Origin of the sequence: Castellaniella defragrans 65Phen, assembly GCF_000612685.1 — a bacterium.
Classification (GTDB): domain Bacteria; phylum Pseudomonadota; class Gammaproteobacteria; order Burkholderiales; family Burkholderiaceae_B; genus Castellaniella; species Castellaniella defragrans.
The window spans coordinates 3,110,619-3,135,816 of the sequence record NZ_HG916765.1 but is presented as its reverse complement, the minus strand read 5'-3'; the positions used below and the strand labels follow the sequence as shown (position 1 = coordinate 3,135,816).

Annotated in this window: 22 protein-coding genes and 1 pseudogene; 9 read left to right on the top strand and 14 right to left on the bottom strand. The window is 68.8% G+C overall.

Annotation, left to right across the window (positions count from 1 at the left end):
- Nucleotides 1–121 precede the first annotated feature (121 nt).
- From BN940_RS13995 to BN940_RS13985, 3 genes are all read right to left on the bottom strand, one after another.
- On the bottom strand, nt 122–544 hold the full coding sequence (locus tag BN940_RS13995; RefSeq protein ID WP_043684020.1) for a YybH family protein: 423 nt from the start codon (nt 542–544) through the stop codon (nt 122–124).
- Between the two features lie 8 nt (nt 545–552).
- Nucleotides 553–765: a zinc-finger domain-containing protein gene (locus tag BN940_RS13990; protein WP_043684018.1), complete on the bottom strand. Its 213-nt coding sequence runs from the start codon at nt 763–765 to the stop codon at nt 553–555.
- Between the two features lie 61 nt (nt 766–826).
- A complete protein-coding gene (locus tag BN940_RS13985; RefSeq protein WP_043684016.1) occupies nt 827–1,747 on the bottom strand; it encodes a branched-chain amino acid transaminase in 921 nt (306 codons plus the stop codon).
- A gap of 129 nt (nt 1,748–1,876) precedes the next feature.
- Here BN940_RS13985 and BN940_RS13980 point away from each other — a divergent pair.
- Nucleotides 1,877–3,261, top strand: a pseudogene (locus tag BN940_RS13980) (DEAD/DEAH box helicase).
- Between the two features lie 124 nt (nt 3,262–3,385).
- Here BN940_RS13980 and BN940_RS19350 read toward each other — a convergent pair.
- Nucleotides 3,386–3,769 (bottom strand): thioredoxin family protein, encoded by a 384-nt coding sequence (locus BN940_RS19350; RefSeq protein WP_084330703.1) that lies wholly within the window; start codon nt 3,767–3,769, stop codon nt 3,386–3,388.
- 64 nt (nt 3,770–3,833) lie between these two features.
- Between BN940_RS19350 and BN940_RS13975 the strand changes: the two genes are divergently transcribed.
- The 6 genes from BN940_RS13975 (at nt 3,834) to BN940_RS13950 (ending at nt 12,210) form a co-directional block, all read left to right on the top strand.
- Nucleotides 3,834–4,625 (top strand): EI24 domain-containing protein, encoded by a 792-nt coding sequence (locus BN940_RS13975; protein ID WP_052355886.1) that lies wholly within the window; start codon nt 3,834–3,836, stop codon nt 4,623–4,625.
- Nucleotides 4,626–4,637: 12 nt separating this feature from the next.
- Entirely contained in the window at nt 4,638–5,516 is an 879-nt protein-coding gene (locus BN940_RS13970; RefSeq protein WP_242404201.1) for a competence/damage-inducible protein A, read from the top strand.
- Between the two features lie 121 nt (nt 5,517–5,637).
- Nucleotides 5,638–6,468 (top strand): IclR family transcriptional regulator, encoded by an 831-nt coding sequence (locus BN940_RS13965; RefSeq protein ID WP_043684014.1) that lies wholly within the window; start codon nt 5,638–5,640, stop codon nt 6,466–6,468.
- A gap of 230 nt (nt 6,469–6,698) precedes the next feature.
- Nucleotides 6,699–7,271, top strand: a complete 573-nt coding sequence (phaP, locus tag BN940_RS13960) for a TIGR01841 family phasin (RefSeq protein WP_043684012.1) — start codon at nt 6,699–6,701, stop codon at nt 7,269–7,271.
- Between the two features lie 350 nt (nt 7,272–7,621).
- On the top strand, nt 7,622–9,052 hold the full coding sequence (locus tag BN940_RS13955; protein WP_052355885.1) for an efflux RND transporter periplasmic adaptor subunit: 1,431 nt from the start codon (nt 7,622–7,624) through the stop codon (nt 9,050–9,052).
- Nucleotides 9,049–12,210: an efflux RND transporter permease subunit gene (locus BN940_RS13950; RefSeq protein ID WP_043684010.1), complete on the top strand. Its 3,162-nt coding sequence runs from the start codon at nt 9,049–9,051 to the stop codon at nt 12,208–12,210. The genes BN940_RS13955 and BN940_RS13950 overlap by 4 nt, the downstream gene beginning before the upstream one ends.
- A gap of 201 nt (nt 12,211–12,411) precedes the next feature.
- Here the strand turns inward: BN940_RS13950 and dmpG are convergent, their stop codons facing one another.
- From dmpG to araD1, 10 genes are all read right to left on the bottom strand, one after another.
- Nucleotides 12,412–13,452 carry a 4-hydroxy-2-oxovalerate aldolase gene (gene dmpG, locus BN940_RS13945; protein ID WP_043684007.1) on the bottom strand — a complete coding sequence of 347 codons (1,041 nt, stop codon included), beginning with the start codon at nt 13,450–13,452 and terminating at the stop codon, nt 12,412–12,414.
- An 11-nt stretch (nt 13,453–13,463) separates the two neighbouring features.
- Nucleotides 13,464–14,387, bottom strand: a complete 924-nt coding sequence (locus BN940_RS13940; RefSeq protein ID WP_043684005.1) for an acetaldehyde dehydrogenase (acetylating) — start codon at nt 14,385–14,387, stop codon at nt 13,464–13,466.
- A 272-nt stretch (nt 14,388–14,659) separates the two neighbouring features.
- On the bottom strand, nt 14,660–15,433 hold the full coding sequence (locus BN940_RS13935; protein WP_043684003.1) for an IclR family transcriptional regulator: 774 nt from the start codon (nt 15,431–15,433) through the stop codon (nt 14,660–14,662).
- A gap of 176 nt (nt 15,434–15,609) precedes the next feature.
- A complete protein-coding gene (locus BN940_RS13930; protein ID WP_043684002.1) occupies nt 15,610–16,545 on the bottom strand; it encodes a dihydrodipicolinate synthase family protein in 936 nt (311 codons plus the stop codon).
- 47 nt (nt 16,546–16,592) lie between these two features.
- Nucleotides 16,593–18,119 (bottom strand): UxaA family hydrolase, encoded by a 1,527-nt coding sequence (locus BN940_RS13925; RefSeq protein WP_052355884.1) that lies wholly within the window; start codon nt 18,117–18,119, stop codon nt 16,593–16,595.
- Nucleotides 18,120–18,180: 61 nt separating this feature from the next.
- Nucleotides 18,181–18,981: a transporter substrate-binding domain-containing protein gene (locus BN940_RS13920; RefSeq protein WP_043683998.1), complete on the bottom strand. Its 801-nt coding sequence runs from the start codon at nt 18,979–18,981 to the stop codon at nt 18,181–18,183.
- A 37-nt stretch (nt 18,982–19,018) separates the two neighbouring features.
- Nucleotides 19,019–19,747 (bottom strand): amino acid ABC transporter ATP-binding protein, encoded by a 729-nt coding sequence (locus BN940_RS13915; protein ID WP_043687401.1) that lies wholly within the window; start codon nt 19,745–19,747, stop codon nt 19,019–19,021.
- A gap of 11 nt (nt 19,748–19,758) precedes the next feature.
- Nucleotides 19,759–20,412 carry an amino acid ABC transporter permease gene (locus BN940_RS13910; RefSeq protein ID WP_043683996.1) on the bottom strand — a complete coding sequence of 218 codons (654 nt, stop codon included), beginning with the start codon at nt 20,410–20,412 and terminating at the stop codon, nt 19,759–19,761.
- Nucleotides 20,409–21,161 carry an amino acid ABC transporter permease gene (locus BN940_RS13905; protein WP_084330701.1) on the bottom strand — a complete coding sequence of 251 codons (753 nt, stop codon included), beginning with the start codon at nt 21,159–21,161 and terminating at the stop codon, nt 20,409–20,411. The genes BN940_RS13910 and BN940_RS13905 overlap by 4 nt, the downstream gene beginning before the upstream one ends.
- Before the next feature lie 303 nt (nt 21,162–21,464).
- Nucleotides 21,465–22,469, bottom strand: a complete 1,005-nt coding sequence (gene araD1 / locus BN940_RS13900) for an AraD1 family protein (protein WP_043683994.1) — start codon at nt 22,467–22,469, stop codon at nt 21,465–21,467.
- Nucleotides 22,470–22,585: 116 nt separating this feature from the next.
- On the opposite strand from araD1, the gene BN940_RS13895 reads away from it, so the two are divergent.
- The gene (locus tag BN940_RS13895; RefSeq protein WP_338075613.1) at nt 22,586–23,536 is read left to right on the top strand and encodes a LysR family transcriptional regulator; all 951 of its coding nucleotides are present in this window, start codon (nt 22,586–22,588) and stop codon (nt 23,534–23,536) included.
- Between the two features lie 83 nt (nt 23,537–23,619).
- Nucleotides 23,620–25,191: an aldehyde dehydrogenase (NADP(+)) gene (locus tag BN940_RS13890; protein ID WP_043683990.1), complete on the top strand. Its 1,572-nt coding sequence runs from the start codon at nt 23,620–23,622 to the stop codon at nt 25,189–25,191.
- Nucleotides 25,192–25,198 lie beyond the last annotated feature (7 nt).

Here is a 25,198-nt window from a genome sequence, read left to right as displayed (position 1 = left end):
TTCGTGCCGTGCACGAAGGCATTCGCGTTTGGGGCGGCCCGGCACGCTCATGGGACTTCGCCTTCGTGCCGTGCACGAAGGCATTCGCGGTGGGGGACGGCCCGGCACGCTCATGGGCGGATCAATGGAGGGTGCGGGAGGGGTCCGGCCGGTCGAACAGCTCGGCCTCGCGGGGCGCGGCCGAGGCGTGGTGCACGATCATCCGCCAGCCTTCCGGGCCCTTCTGGTAGATGTTGGTGGTGTAGAAGTTCAGGGTGTCCTTGCCGCGCGGGGTGTTCACCATGATCTGCTCGATCAGCACGTGCACGGCGTTCATCACGCCCGTCATGGCCTTGACCTGCGCCGGGAAGGCGGCGATCGGGCCGTTGGTGAAGATGTGTTCCCAGGCTTCCCGCACGGCCCGCGGGCCGATGGTCCGCAGGCCGCCGGGGTGGATGCAGACCACGTCCTCGTCGTCGCCCCAGACGCGCATCATCAGGGCGGCGTCGCCCTGGCGCATGGCCTCGTAGAAGGCGTATTCGGCTTCTTCCGGCGTGGGGAACATGGGCGGGATCAGTGGTGGCCGTGCACCTTTTCGCCTTCGCGCAGGGCGTAGCGGGTGCCGCAGTACTGGCAGCGGGCCACCTTGCTCTTGACGACCTCGATGTAGATGCGCGGATGCTGGCTCCACAGGGGCGCCTTGGGGCCGGGGCAATAGACCGGCAGGTCTTCGGCGCCGACTTCGACGATGTCCTGGTTGCGGGCGGTTTCGGGCACGCTGCTCATGGTGTTTCCTGCAAAAGGGCCGGACGGGCGGGCCGTCCGGGGTGGGGTTTGGATTGGGGGATCAGACCCGGGAGAGCCAGTGGTGGTATTTCGGCGTCTTGCCGGATACCGCGTCGAAGAAGGCCTTCTGGATCTGGGCGGTGACGGGGCCGCGTTCGCCGGCGCCGATCTGGCGGCCGTCGATCTCGCGGATCGGGGTGACTTCGGCCGCCGTGCCGGTGAAGAAGGCCTCGTCGGCGATGTACAGGTCGTCGCGGGTGAGCCGGCGCGATTCCACCCGCAGCCCCAGGTCGGCGGCGATCTGGTGGACGGAGGCCCGCGTGATGCCGGTCAGGGCGCAGGCGATGTCCGGCTCGTAGAGCACGCCGTCGCGCACGATGAACAGGTTTTCGCCGGAGCCTTCGGCCACGAAGCCCTGGGTGTCCAGCAGGATGGCCTCGTCGTAGCCGTGGTCCAGCGCCTCGGCGTTGGCGAGGATGGAGTTGGCGTAGGTGCTGGCGATCTTGGCGCGCGGCATGGTGACGTTGACGTGCTGGCGCGCGTAGGAGGAGATCTTGACGCGGATGCCCTGCTTGAGGGCGTCTTCGCCCAGATAGGCGCCCCAGGCCCAGGCGGCGATGGCGACGTGCACCGAGGCGCCGCGGGGCGAGACGCCCATCTTTTCGGAGCCGTAGAACACCAGCGGCCGGATGTAGCAGGATTCCAGCTCGTTGCGGCGCACGACCTCGATCTGGGCCTCGGAGATCGCCTCGCGCGAGAAGGGGATCTTCATCTGGTAGATGTGCGCCGAGTTGAACAGGCGCTTGGTGTGGTCTTCCAGGCGGAAGATCGCGGTGCCGTGGTCGGTGCGGTAGGCGCGGACCCCCTCGAAGACGGCCAGGCCGTAGTGCAGCGAATGCGTCAGCACGTGCGTGGTCGCGTCGCGCCACGGCACCAGCTTGCCGTCGTACCAGATCACCCCATCTCGATCAGCCATGGACATTGCCGTCTCCCGGAATTTGTCAGGGATTCATTGTACCAATTGCCCGGCCCGCGGCGATGCACGCTAAAATGAGGGGTTCATGAACGCGTGGGGCCGGATTTCCGGGTGCCTGCGCACCCAATCCGACGAATGACCGACTCCACTCCCCAAGACTCCACCGCCCAAGCGCCCGTTCCATTTGCCCAGTTCGGCCTGCATCCCGGCATCATGCAGGCCATCGAGGCCACCGGCTACGTGTCCGCCACCCCGATCCAGGCCAAGGCCATCCCCATCGCCATGTCCGGGCGCGACGTCATGGGCGCCGCCCAGACGGGCACGGGCAAGACCGCCGCCTTCTCCCTGCCGATCCTGCACCGGCTGATGCCCTTCGCCAGCAACAGCGCCTCGCCCGCGCGGCATCCCGTGCGCGCCCTGATCCTGACGCCCACGCGCGAGCTGGCCGACCAGGTGCACGCCAACGTCGCCCAGTACAGCCGCTTCGTGCCCCTGCGCACGGCGGTGGTGTTCGGCGGGGTGGACATCCGCCCGCAGCGCGACCTGCTGCGCCAGGGCTGCGAAATCCTGATCGCCACGCCGGGGCGCCTGCTCGATCACGTCGAGCAGCGCAACGTCAATCTCGGCCAGGTCGGCATCCTGGTGCTGGACGAGGCCGACCGCATGCTGGACATGGGCTTCCTGCCGGACCTGGACCGAATCATGCGGCTGCTGCCGCCGGGCCGCCAGGGCCTGCTGTTCTCCGCCACCTTCAGCCCGGAAATCCGCAAGCTCGGCCGCACCTTCCTGCGCTCCCCGGTCGAGGTCGAGGTCGCGCGCCCCAACGCCACGGCCGACACCGTCACCCAGATCGCCTATCCCCTGGAAGGCGAGGCCAAGCGCCGGGCCGTGGTGCACCTGGTGAAGTCCCGCCAGCTCAACCAGGTCATCGTGTTTTCCAACACCAAGATCGGCTGCAGCCGCCTGGCCCGCCAGCTGGAACAGGACGGCGTGCGCGCCGAATCCATCCACGGCAACAAGACCCAGATCGAGCGCATGAAGGCGCTGGACGCCTTCAAGGCCGGCACCCTGGAAGTCCTGGTGGCCACCGACGTGGCCGCGCGCGGCCTGGACGTGGCCGGCGTGCCCTGCGTCATCAACTACGACCTGCCGCGCAACGCGGAAGACTACGTCCACCGCATCGGCCGCACCGGCCGCGCGGGCGCCTCGGGCGAGGCCATCGCGCTGTTCGCCCCCGAGGAAGAACGCTACCTGCAGGACATCGAAAAGCTCATCAAGACCAAGATCCCGCGCGGCGAGCTCGAACTGCCGCGCGCCGCCCCCGCCGCCGCGCGGTGGGCGGGCATCACGGGGCGCCGGGCTGGCGCGGCGCGCCCGAGGCGCCGCTGGACGACTTCTTCTCCCGGCCCTACGAGCCCGCCGCCGCCTCCGCGCCGCGCGCCGAAGCCGAATCGCGCCCCGCCGTGGTGCCGGCGCGCCGGCCCGTGGGCGTGCTGCTGGGCGGGGGCAAGCACGGCTGATCCGCGCGGCATGCCGCCGGATCGCGGCGCGGCGTGCGATTCAGGCGCCCCGGTTCCGGTTCCCCTGGCCCTGGATTCCCTGATCCTGGATCCCCCGGCCCTGGTTTCCTCAGTCCTGGTTTCCTCAGTCCTGATTCCGCGCCAGCGCGTCCAGGCTGCCCGGGCCGGCGGCCAGCGCCGGCAGGTCCGCCGCGCCGTCGATCAGCCGCCGCAGGTGTTCGGCGCGCGGCTGCACCGCGCCCCAGTAGCGCGTGCCGCCCCGGTCCTGCACCAGGATCGTGGGAAAATTCTCGATGTCCTCGTCGCCCAGCCAGTCGGGGCTGTCCTCGACGTCCACCCACAGGAAGGTCCAGCCGGGGTATTCGTCGGCCAGGGCCTCCAGCAGGGGGCGCCAGGCGTCGCAGGTGCGGCACCAGGCGGCGCAGTAGCAGGCCACGCGGCGGCCCGAATCTGCGGCCAGCCGCTCGCGCAGGGCGTGCGGGGCGGCGTGCGGATCGAACAATTTCATGCAGACAGGAATCCCTTTCTTTGAATAAGATGATTGTATGGGTTCTCAAGGATCATCCCGCTCCATGACGCATCAAGACCTCACCCTGCGCGACCCCCGCACCGCCCACGGCCTGGCGCTGGTCGGGCAGGCCTTCCGCCGCGCCGCCGCCAGCCAGCTGCATCCGCGCATGATCGCGGCCCTGTTCCTGCCCTTCGTGATCGCCTTCCTGGGCGCGGTGGTGCTGCTGTGGTTCTTCTGGCAGCCGCTGACCGGCTGGCTGGACCAGGAGGCCTCCTCCTGGGGCCTGTTCAACACCATCGACGGCTGGCTCGTCGCCGTCGGCCTGTTTTCCCTCAAACTGTGGCTGGTGCCGCTGCTGGCGGCGGGCCTGCTGCTGCCCATGGCCGGCATCCTGGGGCTGGTGATCGCCGCCGTGTTCGTCATGCCCATCGTGCTGCGCCACCTGGAGCACCGCGAGTACCGCGGCCTGAACCGCCAGGGCCGCAACACCACGGCCCTGGGTGTCTGGAACGCGATCTGGGTCGGGCTGCTGTTCTGCCTGGGGTGGCTGGTCACCATGCCCCTGTGGCTGATCCCGCCCATGGCGCTGGTGCTGCCGGTGTTCTGGTGGGCCTTCGCGCTGAACCGCATGCTGCGCGTGGACGCCATGATCGAGCACGCCAGCGCGGCCGAGCGCCGGCTGCTCTGGCGCCGCCACAACCGCCAGCTCTGGCTGATCGCGGCCTGCCTGGCGGTCGTCAACCTGATTCCGCTGTTCTGGCTGGTGATGCCGGTGTTCTCGGCACTGGTGTACGCGCACTTCTGCCTGGAAGCCATCCGCCGCCTGCGGGCCGAAACCGTCATAGACGTCTGACCAGGAAATCCCATGATGAATACCGATGCCGCCGGCGTGGCCGGCCTGTCCGCCCCGCAGGCCGCCTGCGGGCCCGATGCCTGCGCGGTTTCCCAGGCGCCGCCGCGCATCCGCCTGATCGCCATCGGCGACGAGATCCTCTCCGGGCGCCGCCAGGACAAGCATTTCGCCCGGCTGATCGAACTGCTGCAGGAGCGCGGGCTGCGCCTGCACGCCGCCGAATTCATCTCCGACGACGAGGACGACATCGTCGAGTGCCTGCGCCGCAGCTTCGCCACGCCGGACCTCGTCTTCTGCTGCGGCGGCATCGGCGCCACGCCCGACGACCGCACCCGCCAGGCGGCCGCACGCGCCCTGGGGGTGCCGCTGGCGCTGCATCCCGAAGCCGCCCGCCTGATCGGCGAGCGCTGCGCCGAGATGGCCGCCAAGGGCCAGGGCAGCGCCGACATGGGCACCGCCGAAAACCAGCAGCGGCTGCAGATGGGCGTGTTCCCCGCCGGCTCTGAGATCATCCCGAACAGCTACAACAAGATTCCCGGCTTCTTCATCCGCGACCACAGCTTCATGCCCGGCTTTCCCGTGATGGCGCACGCCATGATGGCCTGGACGCTGGACACGCGCTACGCGCGCTGGCACCACCGCGAATCCCGGGTCGAGCATTCCTTCCTGGTGTTCGGCCTGCCCGAATCGCGCATCACCCCGGCGCTCGAATCGCTGGAACGCCGCTGGGCGGGCATCCGCGCCTTCAGCCTGCCCAACGTCGGCGATTCGGGCGGCCCGCCGCACATCGAGCTGGGTGTCAAGGGCGCCCCCGAGGCCGCCGCCGAGGCCCTGGGCTGGCTGCGCGCCGAGGTCCAGTCGCTGGGCGGCAGGCTCGATCCGCCGGCCTGACCGGGGTCTTCCGCGGCCGGCCGGCGCCTGCCGGGGCGGCGCGCGGCAGGCAGAAAAGGCTTGCCATGTGGACCGTTTTTTCATAGTATGGAAAAATGGCGCGATGCAACAAAGCGAACCCATGGCACGTCTTTCCCCCCCTTCCGCTTCTTCTTCCCACGCCGCCCCGGCGCTGGCCGCGGCGGCCGGCGATCATGGCTCGGTGACGATCCAGGTCCTGGACCGCGCCATGCGCATCCTGGACGTCCTGGCCTCCCAGCGCGATCCGATCACGCTGAAGGAGCTGTCGGCGGCCACGGGCCTGCACGCCTCCACGGCGCACCGCATCCTGGCCGACCTGGCCGTGGGCCGCTACGTCGAGCGCGTGGACAGCGGCCTGTACCGCCTGGGCATGCGCCTGCTGGAACTCGGCTCGCTGGTCAAGGGCCGGCTGGACGTGCGCGCGGCGGCCATCGGCCCGATGCGCGAACTGCACCGCCAGACCGGCCAGACGGTCAACCTCTCGCTCGTCCAGGGCGACGAGATCGTCTACATCGAACGGGCCTGGAGCGAACGCTCCGGCATGCAGGTGGTGCGCGCCATCGGCGGCCGCGCGCCCCTGCACCTGACTTCCACCGGCAAGCTGTTCCTGTCCATGTGGGACGCTCGCAGCGTGCGCAGCTACGCCATGCGCACGGGCCTGGCCGGCACCACCCGCAACAGCATCACCCAGGTCGATCAGCTGGAACGCGAACTCGCGCTGGTGCGCCGGCACGGCTATTCGCGCGACAACGAGGAACTCGAGCTGGGCGTGCGCTGCATCGCGGCCGGCGTCTACGACGACACCGGGGCGCTGCTGGCCGGGCTGTCCCTCTCGGCCCCCGCCGAGCGCATGCGCGACGACTGGATCCCGCTGCTGATGAGCACCAGCGCCCGCATCTCCGAGGCCCTGGGCTACGAGGCGCAGCACTGAGCCTGCCGCCGCGCGGGGCGAGGCCGGCGGTTCCGCGCCGCGCCCGCGGCCGGCGAGCCCCTGCAGGCAAGCCCTCCGCAATTATTTTGTTGCGGCGCAACAAAAACGATTGACATCCCCGGCAATTCCTTTAAAATTTCATTTGTGCGTTGCAGCAAAACCGCTGCGATCGAGAAGGTGCCGGGCATTGTGCCTCTGAGGAAACCTTCTACCATTGACAAGGAGTCATCATGAGCGCGAATCAACAATCCCTGCTGGCCTCGCAAAAGGCCGTCATCGACAACCTGCTGGCCGTCCAGGGCACGTTCTTCAGCGGCTTCGAGAAGCTGGTCGACCTGAACCTGAAGGCCACCAAGGCCGCCCTGGAAGAAGTCGCCCAGAAGTCCCAGGAAGCCGTCGAACTGAAGGACGCCCAGGAACTGCTGGCCTTCACCTCCGCCCTGGTCCGTCCGGAGCAGGCCGTGGCCTACGGCAAGGACGTCTACGAAATCCTGGCCGACATCCAGGGCGACCTGAGCAAGCTGGCCGAAGCCCAGCTGAACCAGGGCCAGAAGCAGGTGTCCGAAGTGGTCGAGCAGTTCGCCCGCAACGCCCCCACCGGCTCCGAAGGCGCCGTGGCGCTGCTGAAGTCCTCGCTGGCCACCGCGACCAACGCCTACGAATCCGCCACCAAGGCCGCCCGCCAGGCCGCCAGCGCCGCGGAATCGAACTTCGCCGCCGCGACCAACGCCACCCTGAAGGCCGCCGCCGACGTCGGCAAGGCCGCCAAGGCCGGCTCGCGTTCGCGCCGCGCCGCCAACTGATCGGCACGGGCCGCGCCGGCGGATTTCGCCGGCGGCCGGTCCAGGCCCGAGCCCGGCCGGGGAAACCCCGGCCAGGCACCCGACCCCGGAACGAAAGTCCCGGGGTCGTTTCTTTTGTGCGTCCGGCTGATGCGTCCGGCTGATGCGTCCGGCTGATGCGTCCGGCTGATGCGTCCGGCCGCCGGGCGTCCCGGCGCGGTCGCCGGATCCCGCGTTCAGCCGCGCGTCATCCGGGGCAGCGCGCATTGACACTTCCTCGTATACTCCACAAGCGGCCGCGTGGCCGCCCGCTCCGCCGGCGCCGCGACGCGGCGGAGGCCTTCCTGTCGATCATCCCGTTTCGAGCTCTCATGGCGATTTCCTCCGTGCGCCGTTCTTTTCTGTGGTGGGGCCTGGCGGCGCTGCTGGTCCTGGGTGCATGGGGATGGTGGTCGGGCCGTCCGGCTCCGATGGCCGCCGCGGCCAACGGCAACGCCGCGGCGCCGGTCCTGGTGCATACGGCGGACGTGGCTGTGCGCGACATGCCCATCCGCCTCCAGGGGCTGGGCGCGGTCCAGGCCTGGGCCAGCGTGACGGTACGCGCGCGCATCGACGGCCAGCTGGAATCGGTGGGCTTCCGCGAAGGCGAGGTCGTGCATGAAGGGCAGCTCATCGCGCGGCTCGACGACCGGGTGCAGCAGGCCCAGCTGGCCCAGGCCCTGGCCCAGCGGACGCGCGACCAGGCGCAGCTGGACAATGCCCGCGAGGACCTCGCCCGCTACGTCGAACTGGCGCGCCACGGCGCCATCGACCGCAAGACCCTGGATACCCAGCGCGCCCAGGTGGCGGTGCTGCAGGCGGCGATCCAGGCCGACGAGGCCCAGGTCCAGGCCGCACGCGTCCAGCTCGACTACACCCGCATCACGGCGCCGCTGACCGGACGCACCGGGGCCCGCCGGGTGGATCCGGGCAATCTGGTGCGCGCGACGGACGCCGACGGCCTGGTGCTGATCAACCAGATCGATCCGATCGCCGTCAGCTTCACCGTGCCCGACACGGCGTTCGCCGAGGTCCAGGCCGCCGTCCGCGCGGCGCGCGCCGTTCACGCCCAGGCGCCGGCCGACGGCGCCGACGCGCCCGGATCGCCGTCCGCGGCGGGCGGCAAGGCGGCGGGTGCGGCGGGTGCGGCGGGTGCGGCAGGCGCGGCGGGCGGCAAGGCATCGGCCGCCGCCCATCCCGTCCCGGGCCTGGCCGTCGAAGTCTACGGCCGGGGCCGGCCGGAGCGGCTGGGCCGGGGCACGCTGGTGCTGGTGGACAACCAGATCGACGCCGCCAGCGGCACGCTGCGCCTGAAGGCCCGGCTGGACAATCCCGACCAGGCCCTGTGGCCGGGGCAGACCGTGGATGTGCGGCTGATCCTCGGCGACCGGGCCGGCGCCCTGGTGGTGCCGGAGTCCGCCGTGCAGCGCGGCGCCCAGGGGCTGTACGTCTACGTGGTCGAGGCGGACGGCCGGGTGCGCGTCCAGACGGTGCGGGTGGCCGTGGCGCAGGACGGCCTGGCCGTGGTGTCCGAAGGCCTGTCGGCGGGCCAGCGCGTCGTGGTCGACGGCCAGTACAAGCTGCGCCCCGGCCTGAAGATCGCCGAGGCCGCGGCTGAAACGGCCGCCGCGGCCGCGCCCGCGCCGGGCGGCGGGAAAGCCGCGGCGGACGGCAAAGCCGCGCCTGGCCGGAAATCGGCGGCCGACGGAAAAGCCGCACCGGGCGGGAGCGCCGCGCCCGTCGCGCCCGGGGACGTGTCGTGAACATCTCCGAGGCGTTCATCCGGCGCCCCATCGGCACCTCGCTGCTGGCGATGGCCCTGTTCCTGCTGGGCCTGGCGGTGTTCCCGCTGCTGCCGGTGGCGCCGCTGCCGCAGGTCGATTTCCCCACCATCCAGGTCACCGCCAAGCTGCCCGGCGGCAATCCGGAGACCATGGCCACCAGCGTGGCCCAGCCGCTGGAACGGGAATTCTCCACCATTCCCGGCCTGGTGCAGATGAGCTCGGAGAACGCGCTGGGCGCCTCGCGCATCACGCTGCAGTTCGCCCTCGACCGCGACATCGACGGCGCCGCCCTGGACGTGCAGAGCGCCATCAACGCGGCCTCGCGCCAGCTTCCTTCCAACCTGTCCAGCCCGCCCACCTTCCGCAAGGTCAATCCGGCGGACTTCTCCATCCTGATCCTGTCGGTGCAGTCCGACGTGCTGCCCGTCACCGAGGTCAACGACTACGCCGACAACATCCTCGCCCAGCAGCTCTCGCGGGTCGAGGGCGTCGGCCAGGTGAACATCTTCGGCCAGCAGAAGCCGGCCATCCGCATCCAGGTCGATCCGCAGAAGATCGCCGCGCTGGGCCTGGACCTGGAGTCGATCCGCGGCGTGATCGCCACCACCACGGTGAACCAGCCCAAGGGCACGATCGACGGCAGCAGCCAGAGCTACACCATCTACACCAACGACCAGGTGCTCGATGCCGCGCCCTGGAACGACGTGATCGTCGCCTGGCGCAACGGCGCGCCGGTGCGCGTGCGCGACATCGGCATCGCCGTGCCGGGGCCGGAGGACACCAAGCAGGCCGCCTGGGCCTTCGCCGGCAAGGGGGCGGGGCCGGGCGACGTGGCCAGCGACGGGCGCTCCCTGGTGATGGGGATCACCAAGCAGCCGGGCGCCAACGTCATCGACACGGTCGAGCGCGTGCGCGCGGAGCTGCCGCGCCTGATGGCGTCCATGCCGGCCAGCATCCAGGTCAGCACCCTGATCGACCGCACCCAGAACATCCGCGCCTCGGTCCACGAGGTCGAGTTCACGCTGCTGCTGTCGATCGCGCTGGTGGTGATGGTGATCTTCATGTTCCTGCGCAACGTGGCGGGCACGCTGATCGCCAGCGCCACGGTGCCGCTCGCGCTGATGGGCACCTTCGCGCTGATGTACGTGGCCGGCTACAGCCTGGACAACCTGTCCCTGATGGCGCTGACGATTTCCGTGGGCTTCGTGATCGACGACGCCGTGGTCATGCTGGAGAACATCTGGCGCCACGTGGAAGAAGGCATGCGGCCCATGGAGGCGGCCCTGAAGGGCGCGCGCGAGATCGGCTTCACCATCGTGTCGATCTCGGTGTCGCTGGCGGCCGTGTTCATCCCCCTGCTGCTGATGGGCGGCATGGTGGGGCGGCTGTTCCGCGAATTCGCCGTGACCGTCGTCATGACGGTGCTGATCTCCGTGCTGGTGACGCTCAGCCTGACGCCCATGCTGTGCTCGCGCTACCTGCGCAATCCGCAGCAGGCCTCGCACGGGCGGATCTACCAGGCGTTCGAGCGCGGCTTCGACCGGATGCTGGCGGTCTATCGCCGGGGGCTGGACCACGCGCTGGATCACCAGTTCGCCACCCTGTGCGTCTTCCTGGCGACGGTGGCCGCGTCCGCCGCGCTGTTCATCGTGATCCCGAAAGGCTTCTTCCCGCAGCAGGACACGGGCGCGATCTTCGGCCTGGCCGAATCGTCGCAGGACAGCTCGTTCGAGGCCATGAACCAGCGCATGATGGCCCTGGCCGAAGTCCTGCGCCAGGATCCGGACATCGCCGCCTTCGGCATGAGCAGCAACGCGCCGACCTTCAACACCGGGCGCTTCTTCATCAGCCTGAAGCCGCGCGAAGCGGGCCGGCGTGCCAGCGCCGACGACGTCATCCGCCGGCTGCGCCCGCAGCTGGAGCACGTGCCCGGCGTGCGCCTGTTCATGCAGGCGGGCCAGGACATCAACGTCGGCGGGCGCCTGTCGCGCACCCAGTACCAGTACACCCTGACCAGCGCAAGCCTGGACGAACTGAACGCCTGGGCGCCGCGCCTGCTCGACCGCCTGCGCGGCCTGCCGCAGCTCGCCGACCTGGCCACCGACCAGCAGAACGGCGCCAACACGGCGATGGTGACGATCGACCGCGCCCGCGCGGCCATGTTCGGCATCACCCCGGCCATGATCGACAGCACCATCTACAACGCGCTGGGCCAGCGCCAGGTGGCGCAGTATTCCACCCAGATCAACAGCTACCAGGTCGTCCTGGAGATCACCCCGGAACTGCAGTCGGACCCGGACGTGTTCTCGCGCCTGTACGTGAAGTCGCCGCTGACCGGCGAGCAGGTGCCGCTGTCCAGCCTGACGCGGCTGGACACCTCGAAGCCGGGCTTCCTGTCGATCAACCACCAGGGCCAGTTCCCGGCGGTGACGATCTCCTTCAACCTGGCCGCCGGCCATTCGCTGGGCCAGGCGGTGGACGCCATCCACGCGGCCCAGGCCTCCATGAACATGCCCCTGTCGATCCAGGGGGCCTTCCAGGGCACGGCCCAGGTCTTCCAGGAATCCCTGGCGAGCCAGCCCTACCTGATCGCCGCCGCCCTGGTGGCCGTGTACATCGTGCTGGGCCTGCTGTACGAAAGCTACATCCACCCCCTGACCATCCTGTCCACCCTGCCGTCGGCGGGCGTGGGGGCGCTGCTGATCCTGATGGGCAGCGGTTTCGACCTCAGCGTGATCGCCATCATCGGCATCCTGCTGCTGATCGGCATCGTCAAGAAGAACGGCATCATGCTGATCGACTTCGCCCTGGTGGCCGAGCGCCAGCAGGGCCTGTCCCCGCGCGAGGCCATCTACCAGGCCTGTCTGCTGCGCTTCCGGCCCATCATGATGACCACCATGTGCGCCCTGCTGGCGGGCCTGCCGCTGATGCTGGGCACCGGCGCGGGCTCCGAGCTGCGCCAGCCGCTGGGCTACACGATGGTGGGCGGCCTGATCCTGTCGCAGGCGCTGACGCTCTTCACGACGCCGGTGGTGTACCTGTACCTGGACCGCCTGCACCACCGCTACGTGCGCGGCCGGGCGCTCAAGCAGGCGCAGCGGCTGCGGCCCGCGCGCGTCCGCGGGCGGGCGGCCTGAGGACGGGGCCGGCATCGGGGCCGGCCGGGCATGTGAAGACCGGCTTCACGCTGGTGCAGGCCCGCCGCCAGCAGGGCGATACGACCCTTCGGGTTCGGGTGCGCGGCATCCGGCCCAGCCCGGCGGCCGGGCCGGATGACGGCCCGCGCCGGCCCGGGCGGCGACGGGCCCGGGTGGCGACGAGATCAGGCGGCGACGGAATCAGGCGGTGACGACCTGCTTCTCGCGCCGGGCCAGCATGGACAGCGCCGTGTCCTCGATCATGTCCTCCTGGCCGCCCACCATGCCGCGGCGGCCCATTTCGACCAGGATCTCGCGCGCGGGCACGCCGTATTTCTGCTCGGCCCGCTTGGCGAACAGCAGGAAGGACCCGTAGACCCCGGCGTAGCCCAGGGTGAGGGCGTCGCGGTCGATGCGGATGGGAAAGTCCATCATCGGCACGACCAGGTCCTCGGCGACGTCCTGGATCTTGAAGACGTCGATGCCGGTGTCGATGCCCATCAGGTCCAGCACGGCGACCAGCACTTCCATCGGCGTGTTGCCGGCGCCCGCGCCCAGGCCCGCGCAGGCCGCGTCGATGCGGGTGGCGCCGGCCTCGATGGCGGCGATGCTGTTGGCCACGCCCATGGCGAGGTTGTGGTGGCCGTGGAAGCCCAGCTCGGTCTCCGGCTTGAGGGCGTCGCGCACCGCCAGCAGGCGCGCGCGCACGGTCTCGGGCAGCAGGTGGCCGGCGGAATCGGTCACGTAGATGCAGTTGGCGCCGTAGCCTTCCATCAGCCTGGCCTGGCGGGCCAGGCCTTCGGGGCTGTTCATGTGGCTCATCATCAGGAAGCCCACCGTGTCCATGTCCAGGCGCCGGGCCTCGGTGATGTGCTGCTCGGAGACGTCGGCCTCGGTGCAGTGGGTGGCGACGCGGATGGTGTGCACGCCCAGGTCGTGCGCCATGCGCAGGTGGTCGGTGGTGCCGATGCCGGGCAGCAGCAGGGCGGAGACCTTCGAGTGCTTCACCACGGAGAGCACCGTCTGCAGGTATTCCTCGTCCGCATGCGCGGGGAAGCCGTAATTGACGGAGGCGCCGCCCAGGCCGTCGCCGTGGGTGACTTCGATCAGCGGCATCCCGGCCGCGTCCAGGCCGGCGGCCACGGCGCGCATCTGCTCCAGCGTGATGCGGTGCTGCTTGGGATGCATGCCGTCGCGCAGCGTCATGTCGTGCAGCGTGATCTTCTTGCGTTCTTGGGTCATGGTTCTGCTCCTCAGAGGGCGGTGGAGGCGGCCTGCGCGGCGCCTTGCAGCATGTGTTCGGCCATCAGCTCGGCGGTGCGCGCGGCGGCGGCCGTCATGATGTCCAGGTTGCCGGAATACTTCGGCAGGTAGTCGCCCAGGCCTTCGATCTCCAGGTAGACCGACACGCGCCGGCCGTCGAAGACCGGCCCGTTGACCAGCCGGTAGCCGGGGACGTACTTGCGCACCTGCTCCAGCATCTGCCGGATGGATTCGGTGATGGCCGCCTGGTCGGGCTCGGTCTCCGTCAGGCAGTGCACGGTGTCGCGCATGATCATCGGCGGCTCGGCCGGGTTCAGGATGATGATGGCCTTGCCTTTCTTCGCGCCGCCCACCCGTTCCACGGCGCCGGCCGTGGTGCGGGTGAATTCGTCGATGTTCTTGCGCGTGCCCGGACCGGCGGAGCGGGACGACACGGTCGCCACGATCTCGCCGTATTCCACCGGCTGCACGCGCGAGATGGCGTACACCATGGGGATGGTGGCCTGCCCGCCGCAGGTCACCATGTTGACGTTGTTGACGCTCTGCTGGTCCTGGCCCACCAGCTCGGCCAGGTTGACCGGCGGCACGCAGTAGGGGCCGATGGCCGCCGGGGTCAGGTCGATCATGCGCACGCCCAGCGCGGTGAGCTTGTCGGAATTGGCCTTGTGCACGTAGGCGCTGGTGGCGTCGAAGGCGAAGCGGATGTCGTCCTCCAGCACGTGGGGCAGCAGGCCGTCCACGCCCTGGTCGCTGGTCTTCAGGCCCAGTTCCCGCGCCCGCTTCAGGCCGTCGGACTGCGGGTCGATGCCGACCATCCAGACCGGCTCGATCCATTCGCTGCGCATCAGCTTGGCCAGCAGGTCGGTGCCGATGTTCCCGGGGCCGATGATGGCGGCCCGTAGCTTCTTTGTCATGGCGAACTCCAATTATCCGTGTGCGAGATGAGGGTCATGGGAGGCGCGCTCACATGCCCATGACGGCGGTCCAGCCAGGCTGCGGCCGTGCGGAAATTTTAGGAGAGTCCGATGATTTTTTCAATAGATGAGATTGACTCTCACATATTGAGAACAAAGAATCCTCGTGGATAGGAATGGGACAGGAACAGGGATGGGGGTGCCTGGAGAGGAATGAATTCGGGGTTGAAACGGGAGCCGGCGCGGTTGCCGATGGGGCCGAGGCGGCCCGGCTAGTTGCCCAGTTCGGCGCTGATCTGGCGCGCGGTCGCCACCACCACCGGCACCAGCTCGCGCATGCGCTCGGGCGGCATGTAGTCGGCGGTGCTCGACACGCTGAGGGCCGCGACGATCCTGTGGCTGGCGTCCCGGATGGGCGCGGCCACGCAGCGGATCGCGGGCTCGTCCTCGCCCAGGTCGTAGGTGTAGCCGTGCCGGGCGTATTCCTGCATCATGTCCAGCCACTGGTCGCGCGGCATGGCCAAGCCCAGCCTTTGGGCATCGGCGTCGTACAGCGCGCCCCAGGAGCGCACGGAGCCGTCCAGCAGCAGGGCCTTGCCCACGCCGGTGGAGATCAGCGGCTTCATGCCGCCGATGCGGGAGCTGATTTCCACCGGGCGGCGGCTGGCGATCTTGTCCAGGTAGAACACCTTGCCCAGTTCTTCGCAGGCCAGGTGCACGGTGTCGTGGGTCTGCCGCGCCAGGCGTTCGAGAAAGGGATGCGCCACGGGGGTGAGGTCCACCTGGCTGTAGGCCTGGAAGCCCAGCGCCAGCAGCTTGCTGCCCAGGCGGTAGCCCTTGCCGGGCACGCGCTTCAGGTATTGGCGCTGGATCAGCGCCGAGACGATGCGGTGCGCCGTGCTGTAGGTCATGCCGGTGCGGGCCGCGATCGTGGTGATGTCGCTGGCGCCGTCGGCCGAGACGGCCTCGATGACGTCGAGGCCGCGCACCAGGGTCTGGCTTGCCGTCGGGCGCTCGGCTGTCGTCTTGAGCCCTGCCTTTTCCATGGGGTCCGTCCTCTGCATGGTGTCCGGAACGGCCGCGTGGGCGCCGCCCTGTCTTCCTCCTCCGCTGGAGCCAGCACATTCTACGGCATTCGCGGGGGCGCTTCGGCGGCGCTTTGGACCGGGACGGCCCAGTGGCGCAAAGGACCGGCCCGGGGGAGAGGATGCGCGGGCGCCGTTCAGGCCGCCCAGCGCAGCACCAGCGGATCGAGCCGGCGGGCGGCGTCCAGCAGGCCGGCGCGGATCGCGGGAATGGCGGTGGGGAAGGGATGGCGCGCGTGATCCGAGCCGATGATGCCGCCTTCCTTCATCAGGATCTTGCTGGTCTGGATGCCGGTCTGCCGGTTCTCGTAGTTGATGAGCGGCAGCCACTGCTGGTAGAGCGCGACGGCCTGTTCGCGGTCGCCCGCGACGTGCGCGTCGAAGATCGCCTTGATGCCGTCCGGATAGCCGCCGCCCGTCATGGCGCCGGTGGCGCCCGCGTCCAGGTCGGGCAGCAGGGTGATGGATTCCTCGCCGTCCCAGGGGCCCTCGATGGCGTCGCCGCCCAGTTCGATCAGGGCGCGCAGCTTGCCGGCGACCCCGGCGCTTTCGATCTTGAAATAGCGCACGTGCTCGATCTCGCGCGCCATCCGCGCCAGCGCCGGAGCCGACAGCGGCGTGCCGCTGATGGGGGCGTCCTGGACCATGATGGGGATGCCGGCGGCGTCGGACAGGCGGCAGAAGTATTCGTGCACGCGCGCCTCGTCGCAGCGGATGGTGGCGCCGTGGTAGGGCGGCAGCACCATCACCATGGCCGCGCCGAAGGCCTCGGCGTGCCGGTTGCGCTGGATGCAGAGGTCGGTGCTGTAGTGCGAGGTGGTGACGATGACGGGGACGCGGCCGGCCACGTGCTTCAGGATGGCCTCGGTCAGGATGCGGCGCTCCTCGTCCGTCAGGGAGAACTGCTCGGAGAAGTTCGCCAGCAGGCTCAGCCCGTCGGAGCCCGCGTCGATCATGAAATCGACGCAGCGGAGCTGGCCTTCCAGGTCGAGCGATCCGTCGTCCTTGAAAATGGTCGGGACGACGGGGTAGACGCCCTTGTAGCGGGCCTTTTGGTAACGATCGGATGACATCGGGGAAATTCCAGGCGGCGGAAAAAGAGGAAAAGAGAGGGATCGGATCAGGTGATGACGCTCGGCTGCCAGGGCACGAACTCGTTCTGGCCGTAGCCGTAGAGCTCGCTCTTGGAGGGCTCGCCCGAGGCGCAGCGCAGCATCATGTCGTAGAACTCGCGGCCCAGCTGCCGGATGTCGGCGCCCTGGTCGACGACCGTGCCGCAGTTGAAGTCCATGTCGTCCTGCTGGCGGTTCCACAGGGCGGTGTTGGTCGCCAGCTTCAGCGAAGGCGCGGGGGCGCAGCCGAAGGCCGAGCCGCGGCCGGTCGTGAAGCAGATCATGTTGGCGCCGCCGGCCACCTGTCCGGTGGCGGACATCGGGTCGTAGCCGGGGGTGTTCATGAACACCAGCCCCCGGGCCTCGACCGGCTCGGCGTACTGGTAGACCTCCATCATGCCGGTGGTGCCGCCCTTGGCCACGCCGCCCAGGGATTTCTCCAGCACCGTCGTCAGCCCGCCGGCCTTGTTGCCCGCCGAGGGATTGTTGTCCAGCGAGGCGTGGTTGCGCTCGCACAGGTCCTTCCACCAGTCGATCACGTCCACCAGCTTGCGGCCGATCGCGGGGCTGGCCGCGCGGCAGGTCAGCAGGTGCTCGGCGCCGTAGATTTCCGGCGTTTCCGACAGGATCGCCGTGCCGCCGTTGCGCACCAGGATGTCCATGGCCGCGCCCAGCACCGGGTTCGCGGTGATCCCCGAATAGCTGTCCGAGCCGCCGCACTGCAGGCCGATCTTCAGGTGGCTGACGGGGACGGGAGTGCGCTCGACGCGGTTGGCTTGCGCGAGCATGCCCTGGATGATCTCCACGCCCTTGGCGATGCTTTTGGGCGTGCCGCCCGCGTCCTGGATGTTGAAGGTCTGGAGGTTGTGGCCTTCTTCCAGCGCCTGGGCCTTCATCATGGCCGAGATCTGGTTGGTCTCGCAGCCCAGGCCGATGACCAGGAGGCCGGCGAAGTTCGGGTGCCGCACGTAGCCGGCGATCGTGCGCTGCATGATCCTCAGGCCTTCGCCCGCGGCATCGATGGCGCAGCCGAAGCCGTGCGTTAGGGCGACCACGCCGTCCACGTTGGGGTAGGGCTCCAGCGCCTCGGGGCGGATCTCCCGGCGGAACCGGTCGGCAATGGCACGCGCCACGGTGGCCGAACAGTTCACCGAGGTCAGGATGCCGATGTAGTTGCGCGTGGCGACGCGCCCGTCGGGCCGCACGATGCCCATGAAGGTGTCCGGCGTCTCGACGAAGCGCGTCGGCGCGTAGTCTTCCGAATAGCGGTAGTCCTTCTCGAATTCCCCGATCGCCAGGTTGTGCACGTGCACGTGCTGGCCGGCGGCGATGTCGCGCGTGGCGAAGCCGATCACCTGGCCGTAGCGCCGCACGGGCGCGCCCTGGCGCACCGGCCTGAGGGCGGCCTTGTGGCCGGAGGGGATGGCGTCGAGCAGCGGGATGCTGTTGACGAGCGCGTCCTTGGGCAGTTCCCGCAGCGCGATCATGACGTCGTCGGCGGGGTTGAGGATCAGAAACTGGGGGCTGTTCGGCATGGTCTGGATCTCGTGAGGGGCCGTGGGCCCGGTCGTCCCGGGGCCGCGGCCGGGGTGGCGCTTACTTCAGCATTTCCTCGGGCAGGGACTGGCCGAAGAAGTACTTCTGGTAGATGCTGTTCAACTTGCCGTTCTTCAGGTTGGCCGCGACCCATTCGTTGACGCGGGCCTTGAACTCGGGCTCGTTCTGGCGGATGCCGACGCCCATCGGGAAGCTGACGGCGGTGTACTTGAAGGCGATGTCGGTGTTCGGGCTGGTCTTCTTGATTTCCGGTAGCACGCTGCTGGCCGCCACGATGTACTTCTGCTGGCCGGTCATCACGGCCGTGTTGGTCGTGGCGTCGTCCTGGTAGCGCACGATCGTCACGTCGGGCACGTCCTTGGTGCTGTCGGTGATGATCTTGTCGCTGGTCGTGCCGCGCGTCACGGCGATGGCCTTGCCGGACAGATCCCGCGGGCCCTCGATCTTCTCGCTCGCGGGGCCGCCGACGACGACGGGGACCACGCCGTAGGGGTCGGAGAAGTCGATCACTTTCTTGCGCTCCTCGGTGATCGAGAACGAGGCCATGATCGCATCGACCTTCTTGGTGCGCAGGAACTGCACCCGGGTCGGCCCCGTGACGGGCACCACGACGAGCTTCACGCCCAGGGACTCGGCCAGCAGGCGGGCCGCGTCGATGTCGAAGCCGGTCTGCTTGGCGTTCTCGTCCACCATGCCGTAGGGCGGCGCGCTGATGTCCACGCCGATGGTGATCTCGCCCTTTTTCTGGATGTCCTCCAGCTGGTTGGCCTGGGCGCCGGCCGCGCAGGCCAGGGCCAGGACGCAGAGGGCGGCTTGGGAAAAGTGCTTGAGGGTTTGCATAGGTCTCTCCGGTCGTTGTGGTGGTGCTGCGGTCGGCTCACAGGCCGTTGCTGATGAATTGCTGCAATTCGGGGGTCCTGGGGTTCTTGAGCAGCCCGCCGTCGCCGGCCTCCCAGACGATGCCGTCGCGCATGTAGATGATCTGGTCGGCCACGGCCGTGGCGAAGCCCATCTCGTGGGTCACCAGCACCATGGTCATGCCGTCGCGGGCCAGGCCCTCGATCACCTTCAGGACCTCGCCGGTGATCTGCGGGTCCAGGGCCGAGGTCACCTCGTCGAACAGCATCAGCTCCGGCTGCATGGCGAGCGACCGGGCAATGGCCACGCGCTGCTGCTGGCCGCCCGAGAGCTGCTCGGGGTAGGCGTTGGCCTTGTCGGCCAGGCCGACCTGGCCGAGCACGTGCAGGGCGAGCTCGTGGGCTTCCTTGTGGCCCATGCGGCGGACCTTGCGCGGCGCCAGGGTGATGTTCTTCTCCACCGTCAGGTGGGGAAAGAGGTTGTAGCTCTGGAACACGATGCCGACCTGCAGCCGCAGCGCGGCGATGTCGCAGTCCTTCTCGTGCAGCGCGCGGTCGCAGACGTACAGCTCGCCGCCGTTGATCTCTTCCAGGCCGTTGATGCACCGCAGGGCCGTGCTCTTGCCCGAGCCGCTCTGGCCGATGAGCGCGACGACGTTGCCCTTGAAGACGTCGAAGGAAATGCCCTTCAGGACTTCGGTGTCGCCATAGGATTTCCGGACGTTCTGGAACCGGACGCGTGGATTCATGGTGTTCCCCATTATCTGGAATGCCGCTTGAGCTTGCGTTCCAGTCGGTACGACAGGATGGAAAGCGGGTAGCACAGCGCGAAGTAGATCAGCGCGGCGACGGTGAAGACGACGAACGGCTTGAAGGTCGAGTTGTTGATGACGCGCGCCGAATAGGTGAGATCGAAGAACCCGATCACCACCGCGTACGAGGTGTTCTTCACGATCTGGACCAGGAACCCCACCGTGGGCGGGATGGCGATGCGGAAGGCCTGGGGCAGGATCACGTGGGCCAGCGTCTGCGCCTTGTTCAGGCCGAGGCAGTCGGACGCCTCCCACTGGGTGTGGGGAATGGCCTCGATGCAGCCGCGCCAGATCTCGCCCAGGAAGGCGCTGGAATACAGCGTCATGGCGATGCCGGCCGCCACCAGCGCGGGCAGGTCGTAGCCGGCGATGCTGATGCCGAAGTAGACGATGAACATGATCACGGGCAGCGGGATGCCCTGGATCAGCTTGACATAGGCGGCCGTCGGCAGCCTGAAGAGGCGGTTCTTCGAGGCGCGGCCGATGGCCACGGGCAGGCCGACCACGGTGCCGCCGAGAAAGCCCAGGACCGAGAGGACCAGGGTCCAGCCCGCGCCCGTCAGGATGAACAGCCACTGGCTGTAGGTGACGCCCAGGATCATGGCTTCGCTCCGTTCATGGCGGTGCCGCCCGGCTTGCCGCGACCCGGCTGCCGGCGCGCGGCGGCGCGGGACTGCGCGCTCATGTGGCGCTGCTTCGGGAAGGCGACGTTGTAGCAGAAGGTCATGACCACCCGCAGCAGCCAGGACATGATCAGGTAGATGGCGGCGATCACCAGGTAGGCCTCGAAGCCGCGGAAGGTCTGGCTCTGGATCTGGTAGCCGATGGCCGTGAGCTCCTCGACGGAGATTTCCGACATGATCGAGGTGGCCAGCATCATCAGCACGAACTGGCTGATGAGCGACGGGTACATTTTCTCGATGGCCTGGGGCAGCACGACGTAGCGCAGGATCTGCGGCGGGCTCAGGCCCAGGCACGCGGCGGCTTCCTTCTGGCCGGCGTGCACCGAATCGATCCCGGCGCGCACGATCTCACAGGTGTAGCCCGAGGTGTTGATCGCCAGGGCCACGACGGCGGCGTAGAACGCCGGGACGCGGACATCGAGGGCGGAAAGGCCGAAGAACAGCCAGAAGGTCTGGACGATGAGCGGCGTGTTGCGGGTCAGGTCGACGAAGCCGCCGGCCAGGTGGCGGACCAGGCGGCTGCCGTGGCCCCGGGCGACCGCCAGCAGCACTCCCAGGACGAAGCCGCCGCACAGCGAGACGGCCGCCATCCTGATCGAGACCCACAGGCCGTCGAGCAGGCTGGGCCAGAACTCGTCCAGAAAACTGAAATCGAAACCGTAGTCCATATTGAATGACTCTGGTGATGGGTGCTTGTCTGCCTCACGGGAAGCCAGTGTCCATGAGACCCGTTTTCCCTGTCTATTGAATAATTGTGGTCGGCTGAACGCTTTTTGGAATGGTGGCGTCCGGCGGCCGGAAATACGCGGGATTCGATGCAGGGCCCCCGCGTCCGCCCTAGGGTAAACCATGATCGCGGGGCGGGTCCGGGACGGCGGAATTTCAACGCCGCCCTCCCGTTCCGGCCCGCTTTGACTCGTTTGGCCCGTTCCGGCTTGCTCCGGCGGCGGCGCGTCGCCCGGGCGGGTGGTTCAGAGCGGGACGGTGTTCCCCGGCATATAGGGCGCGGCCGGTTCCTGGCGGGTCGGATTGCGCAGCGGCGCGCCGAATTCGGGCGCGTGGATTTCAAATTCGTCGCCCGGCCGGGTCTGGATGCCGTCGGCGAACGACAGGGTCGCGGTGCCGAAGAAATGCACGTGCACGCTGCCGGGGCGCAGGAACTGCATGTATTTGAAATGATGGTATTCAAGATTTTCCAGGGTGTGGCTCATGTTGCCTTCCCCGGAATGGAACGGTTTTTCCCACAGGATTTTGCCGTCGCGCCGGATCCGGCTGGTGCCGCGAATATCCCGCGGCATTTCGCCGACGCGCAATTCCGGTCCGAAGGAGCAGAATCTCAGTTTGGAATGCGCCAGGTAGAGATAATTCCTGCGCTCCATGACGTGATCCGAGAATTCGTTGCCCAGGGCGAAGCCCAGCCGATAGGGCAGGCCGTCGTCGCCGATGACGTACAGGCCGGCGATTTCCGGTTCCTCGCCGGCGTCTTCGGCGAAATCGGGGTAGGGTATGGGGTGGCCGGGCGGCACCACGATGCCGCCGTCGCCCTTGTAGAACCATTCGGGCTGGGTGCCCGGCGTGCCCCGCCGCGGCTGGCCGCCTTCCAGGCCCCAGCGGAACATGCGCATCGAATCGGTCATGGTTTCCACGGCGGACTGGTCGGTGTGCATCTTGTCGCGCGTGGCGGCGCTGCCCAGGTGGGTCAGGCCCGTGCCGGTCACCAGGCAGTGCGCCGGGTCCTCGTGGTCCAGCGGCACCAGGACGCGCAGCCCGGCGAGCAGGTCGGGGTAGGATTCGTCCGCCGGATCCCGGCCGCGCGCGGCGATTTCAGCGGCCAGCGTACGCCGGGCGCCGATGGCGGCCATGGCCAGTTCGTAGGTGGACGAGACGCCGCGGACGACGTCGATGCGCCGGCCGTCCGCGGCGGGCATGCCGACGCGGCGCCGTCCCGCCGCGTCGATGAATTGAATCAAGCGCATTTTCCTGCCTGTGGTTAAATTGCCTGGGGATTGAATTGATCGAATTGATCGAATTGCATGGCAGGATTGTAGGCATGCCCGTCATATTGCCGTAAAAGAATATTTTGCATGTGGTGATGAATATTATGAATGCTGCGGACCGCACATTGAAGATGGTGATTGGTAAACTGCGCATAAAACAGCTGCAGCTGCTGATCGCATTGAGTGAATATAAATCCCTGCACAAGGCGGCGAGCGTCATGTTTCTGACGCAGTCGGCCGCCAGCAAGGCCCTGCAGGAAATCGAAGGAATGCTGGAAGCCACCCTGTTCGAGCGCACCAAGGTGGGCCTGGTGCCCAATGCCATGGGGCATTGCGCCATCCGCTATGCCAGGCTCATCACCACCGAGCTGAACAATTTCTGCCGCGAGGTGTCCGAGATCCAGTCGGGCACGGGCGGCCGGCTGGCGATCGGCACCATCATGGGCGCCATTCCGGAAATCCTGGTTTCCGCCCTGCACTGGCTGCGCACGGCCCATCCCAATCTGTCGATCGAGATCGTCGAGGGCACCAGCCGCCATCTCCTCGAATTGCTGGACGGCGGCCAGCTGGATCTGGTGATCGGCCGCTCCAGCGTGAGTCCGGAGCCGTATGAATACAATTATTTCCCGATCAGCGACGAGCCCATTTCCGTCGTGGCCGGCGGCCGCCATCCCGAGGTGTCCGGCGAAATGCCGTTTGAATTGCTGCGGGATTATCGCTGGGTGGTCTATCCGAAGAAAATGCCGCTGCGCGTGCTGCTCGAAAAGGAAATGGACCTGGCCGGCCTGCCCACGCCCACCCACACCATCGAGACGGACTCCACCTTCGCCACCATCGCGATCCTGCAGAAGAGCATCGACGTCGTGGCGCTGCTGCCCACCGACGTGGCGCGCATGTTCGCGCGGGTGGAGATGATCCGGATCCTGCCCGTGACGCTGAAGATCCCCGCCAATACCTTCGGCATCGTGACCCGCAAGGGGGGCATGCCCACGGCCGTGGCGGAACTGTTCATCCGGGCGATGCGCGAGCGGCCGCTGGCGCATTAGGAATGTCCGGCCTCATCTTTCCCCAGCCTCGTTTTTTGACGAGCCCGAGTTTGACGAACCCAAGGAATTCCAAGGAATTGCAGATGCAGATCACCGGCACCATGCTGATAGGCCATGACGACGTCGCGGGGACGGAGCCCGCTTTCCGGGCGGTGGATCCGGCCACGGGCGGAACGCTCGAACCCGCCTACGGGGGCGGCGGCCAGGCTCACGTCGATGCGGCCGCGCGCCTGGCCCATGACGCCTTTGCCAGCTACCGGGCCGGGACCCCGGCGCGCCGGGCGGCCTTCCTGCGCGAGATCGGCGCGCGCATCATGGGGCTGGGCGATGTCCTGATCGAGCGCGCCATGCGGGAAACCGGCCTGCCGCGCGCCCGCCTGGAGGGCGAGCGCGGCCGCACCGTCAGGCAGCTGGAACTGTTCGCCGAGGTGGTCGAGGCGGGCGACTGGCATGGCGTGCGCATCGACCACGCGCAGCCCGGGCGCGCGCCCCTGCCGCGCGCCGACATCCGCATGCGCCATGTGCCGGTGGGGCCGGTGGCCGTCTTCGGCGCCAGCAACTTCCCCCTGGCCTTTTCCGTGGCGGGCGGGGATACGGCCTCGGCGCTCGCCGCCGGCGCGCCGGTGGTGGTGAAGGGGCATCCCGCCCATCCGGGCACTTCCGAACTGGTGGGGCGCGCCATCCGGGCGGCCGTGCAGGCGCAGGGCCTGCACGAGGGCGTGTTTTCGCTGCTGTTCGGCGCCGATCACGGCATTGGCCTGGCGCTGGCGAGCCATCCGCGGATCAAGGCGGTCGGCTTCACCGGCTCGCGCTCGGGCGGCCTCGCCCTGATGCGGGCCGCCGCCGCGCGGCCGGAGCCGATTCCGGTCTACGCCGAGATGAGCAGCATCAATCCCGTCTATCTGCTGCCCGGCGCCCTGAAGGCCCGCGCCCGGGCGGTGGCCGAAGGCTTCGCCGCCTCGCTGCTGGGCAGCGCCGGGCAGCTGTGCACCTGCCCCGGGCTGCTGGTCGGCCTGGACGGCCCCGACCTGGACGCGTTCATCGACGCGGCCGCCGGGCGCATCCGCGAAGGCGCGCCCGGCACCATGCTGACCCCGTCCATCCACCGGGCCTATACCGAAGGGGTGCAGCGCCTGTCGGAGCGGCCGGGGGTGGCGGTGCGGGCGCGCGGTCCGGCGCCGCAGGCGCCCAACCAGTGCCGGGCCGCCCTGCTGGAGGCCCGCGCCCGCGCGTTCATCGACGATCCCGAGGGCCTGGGCCAGGAAGTCTTCGGCTCGTGCGCGCTGATCCTGCGCTGCGCCGACGAGGCGGAAATGCTGCGGGTCGCCCGGTCCGTCGAAGGCCAGCTGACGGCGACGCTGCACCTGGAGCCCGGCCCCGACGACGCCCTGGTCCGCGCCCTGATGCCGGTCCTGGAACTGAGCGCCGGCCGGATCCTGGCCAACGGCTTTCCGACGGGCGTCGAGGTCTGTCACGCCATGGTGCATGGCGGGCCGTTCCCGGCCACCTCCGATCCGCGCGGCACCTCGGTGGGGACGGCGGCCATCCTGCGTTTCCTGCGGCCGGTGGCCTACCAGGACATCCCCGACGCCTTCCTGCCCGAACCGCTGCAGGCGGCGAATCCGTGGGGCGTGCCCCGCGCGGAGCGCCGCTGACCGCGCG

Excerpts from the sequence above, each read along its gene's own strand:
- BN940_RS13990 (WP_043684018.1), bottom strand. The coding sequence starts at position 765 with ATGAGCAGCGTGCCCGAAACCGCCCGCAACCAGGACATCGTCGAAGTC.
- BN940_RS13910 (WP_043683996.1), bottom strand. The coding sequence starts at position 20,412 with ATGATCCTGGGCGTCACCTACAGCCAGTGGCTGTTCATCCTGACGGGC.
- BN940_RS13965 (WP_043684014.1), top strand. The coding sequence starts at position 5,638 with ATGGCACGTCTTTCCCCCCCTTCCGCTTCTTCTTCCCACGCCGCCCCG.
- BN940_RS13915 (WP_043687401.1), bottom strand. The coding sequence starts at position 19,747 with ATGAATCCACGCGTCCGGTTCCAGAACGTCCGGAAATCCTATGGCGAC.
- BN940_RS13970 (WP_242404201.1), top strand. The coding sequence starts at position 4,638 with ATGATGAATACCGATGCCGCCGGCGTGGCCGGCCTGTCCGCCCCGCAG.
- BN940_RS19350 (WP_084330703.1), bottom strand. The coding sequence starts at position 3,769 with ATGAAATTGTTCGATCCGCACGCCGCCCCGCACGCCCTGCGCGAGCGG.
- BN940_RS13895 (WP_338075613.1), top strand. The coding sequence starts at position 22,586 with ATGAATATTATGAATGCTGCGGACCGCACATTGAAGATGGTGATTGGT.
- BN940_RS13925 (WP_052355884.1), bottom strand. The coding sequence starts at position 18,119 with ATGCCGAACAGCCCCCAGTTTCTGATCCTCAACCCCGCCGACGACGTC.
- BN940_RS13890 (WP_043683990.1), top strand. The coding sequence starts at position 23,620 with ATGCAGATCACCGGCACCATGCTGATAGGCCATGACGACGTCGCGGGG.
- araD1 (WP_043683994.1), bottom strand. The coding sequence starts at position 22,469 with ATGCGCTTGATTCAATTCATCGACGCGGCGGGACGGCGCCGCGTCGGC.
- BN940_RS13995 (WP_043684020.1), bottom strand. The coding sequence starts at position 544 with ATGTTCCCCACGCCGGAAGAAGCCGAATACGCCTTCTACGAGGCCATG.
- BN940_RS13955 (WP_052355885.1), top strand. The coding sequence starts at position 7,622 with ATGGCGATTTCCTCCGTGCGCCGTTCTTTTCTGTGGTGGGGCCTGGCG.
- BN940_RS13975 (WP_052355886.1), top strand. The coding sequence starts at position 3,834 with ATGACGCATCAAGACCTCACCCTGCGCGACCCCCGCACCGCCCACGGC.
- phaP (WP_043684012.1), top strand. The coding sequence starts at position 6,699 with ATGAGCGCGAATCAACAATCCCTGCTGGCCTCGCAAAAGGCCGTCATC.
- BN940_RS13930 (WP_043684002.1), bottom strand. The coding sequence starts at position 16,545 with ATGTCATCCGATCGTTACCAAAAGGCCCGCTACAAGGGCGTCTACCCC.
- BN940_RS13940 (WP_043684005.1), bottom strand. The coding sequence starts at position 14,387 with ATGACAAAGAAGCTACGGGCCGCCATCATCGGCCCCGGGAACATCGGC.
- BN940_RS13905 (WP_084330701.1), bottom strand. The coding sequence starts at position 21,161 with ATGGACTACGGTTTCGATTTCAGTTTTCTGGACGAGTTCTGGCCCAGC.
- BN940_RS13920 (WP_043683998.1), bottom strand. The coding sequence starts at position 18,981 with ATGCAAACCCTCAAGCACTTTTCCCAAGCCGCCCTCTGCGTCCTGGCC.
- dmpG (WP_043684007.1), bottom strand. The coding sequence starts at position 13,452 with ATGACCCAAGAACGCAAGAAGATCACGCTGCACGACATGACGCTGCGC.
- BN940_RS13935 (WP_043684003.1), bottom strand. The coding sequence starts at position 15,433 with ATGGAAAAGGCAGGGCTCAAGACGACAGCCGAGCGCCCGACGGCAAGC.
- BN940_RS13985 (WP_043684016.1), bottom strand. The coding sequence starts at position 1,747 with ATGTCCATGGCTGATCGAGATGGGGTGATCTGGTACGACGGCAAGCTG.